Here is a 1750-nt window from a genome sequence, read left to right as displayed (position 1 = left end):
CTTCTGGCAAGGCGTCTTCATCGGCGGCGCCATCCTGCTGGCGGTGCTGTTCGACCGCATCCGCAATTTCCGCCGCAGCGACTAGAACCATGATCCCGAAAAGTGGAAACCGGTTTTCTCGGACAAACGGAACCGTTTGTCCGGAGATCATGGTCAAACAAAAGACGGTTTGATGGCCAACTCCCTGTTCAGCCTCGAGGGCCGGCTGGCGCTGGTGACCGGCTCCGGCCAGGGCATCGGCTTCGCGCTGGCTCGGGGCCTGGCCGAACATGGGGCAAGCGTGGTGCTGAACGGCCGCGACGCCGCCAGGATCGACAGCGCCGTCGAAAAGCTGCGCAACGCCGGCTTCAAGGCGCACGCCTCGGTATTCGACGTCACCGATTTTCAGGCGGTCAATGAGGACATTGCCCGCATCGAGGCCGAGATCGGCGCCATCGACATCCTCATCAACAATGCCGGCATACAATTCCGCGCCCCGCTCGAGGACTTTCCCGAGGAGCAATGGGAGCGCCTGTTCAAGACCAATGTGTCGGGCGCCTTCCATGCAGCCAAGGCGGTCGCCCGCCACATGATCCCGCGCGGCAAGGGCAAGATCATCAACGTCGGTTCGGTGCAGAGCGAACTGGCAAGGCCGAACATCGCGCCCTACACCGCCACCAAGGGCGCGATCCGCAACCTGACAAGGGGCATGTGCGCCGATTGGGCCAAACACGGCCTGCAGATCAATGCGATCGCGCCCGGCTATTTCCGCACCGAGATGAACCAGGCGCTGGTCGACAATCCCGAATTTTCCGCCTGGCTGGAAAAGCGCACGCCGGCCGGGCGCTGGGGCAATGTCGACGAGTTGATCGGCGCCGCCGTGTTTCTGGCGTCAGATGCCTCGTCCTTCGTCAACGGCCATACGCTGTATGTCGATGGCGGCATGACGGCTTCGGTTTGAGGTTGGCAATTCTCCCGACCGCCATTCGTTCCAGTGCGTATCGCTCAGTCTGAAAATCCGGCCTCACTGGCCGTCATTCGCCCTCGCCGCCCGCGCGCGTCTTGACGCGGCCCCGAACTCGGCCGCACAATCCCCACTGCAGGCGAAGGGAGGCCAGTCGCCTGCGGGAGGATATACCCATGACGGAAGCGATCAGGCTCTACTGGGGCCGGTTCGGACATGTTTCTATCCTGAATGTCGCAAGCGACTTCGTCACCCATGCCCATGTCGAGGCCCATCTCATCATCTGGCTGGAAGGTACGGCCGGCGAAATGACCATCGGCCGCGAGACCGTCCGGCTTGGGCCTGGAACGGCCGCCGGCATCAACTCCTTCCAGCCGCACAGCCATGTTCTGTCGCAAAACGGGACGCCCGGTCTGTTTCTCGCCTTCTACATCGATCCCGACTGGGCGCGGCGCCGCCGCGACCTGCCTTCGTCGGCGCCGCTGTTTTCACAAGCCGCGATCACGCTGGAACCGTGGCTGCATCAGGCCGCCGCCAATCTGCTCGACCACCTCAGCGACAATGAGAGCGTCGACGATATCGCCAACTACGAGATCGAGCGTTTCATCGATAGCGTGCTCGACGCCGCCGACGCCTCGGCGCCGCAGGAGGCCCGTGTCCGCATCAACACCATGCAGGATTTTCGTGTCCGCAAGGCAATCCAGTTGATGAGAGCCAATGTCTGCGAGCGCATCTGCTTCGACGACGTGGCGCGCAGCGTCGGCCTGTCGCGACCGCATTTCTTCGCTTTGTTCAAGGAACAGACCA

General features: G+C 62.8%; 2 protein-coding genes. Both read left to right on the top strand.

Annotated elements, in window-relative coordinates:
* The first annotated feature begins 172 nt into the window (after nucleotides 1-172).
* Nucleotides 173-940, top strand: a complete 768-nt coding sequence (locus tag EOA22_RS32440; RefSeq protein ID WP_063168520.1) for an SDR family oxidoreductase — start codon at nucleotides 173-175, stop codon at nucleotides 938-940.
* Nucleotides 941-1119: 179 nt separating this feature from the next.
* A partial coding sequence (locus EOA22_RS32435) for an AraC family ligand binding domain-containing protein (RefSeq protein WP_127390545.1) occupies nucleotides 1120-1750 on the top strand: 631 nt, incomplete at its 3' end.

Source organism: Mesorhizobium sp. M7A.F.Ca.US.014.04.1.1 (assembly GCF_003998745.1).
Lineage (GTDB): Bacteria > Pseudomonadota > Alphaproteobacteria > Rhizobiales > Rhizobiaceae > Mesorhizobium > Mesorhizobium ciceri.
The sequence above is the reverse complement of the archived record's forward strand: the minus strand, read 5'-3'. Positions and strand labels throughout refer to the sequence as shown.

What these genes read in the sequence shown, in the direction of transcription:
- EOA22_RS32440 (WP_063168520.1), top strand. Translation starts at nt 173, where the DNA reads ATGGCCAACTCCCTGTTCAGCCTCGAGGGCCGGCTGGCGCTGGTGACC.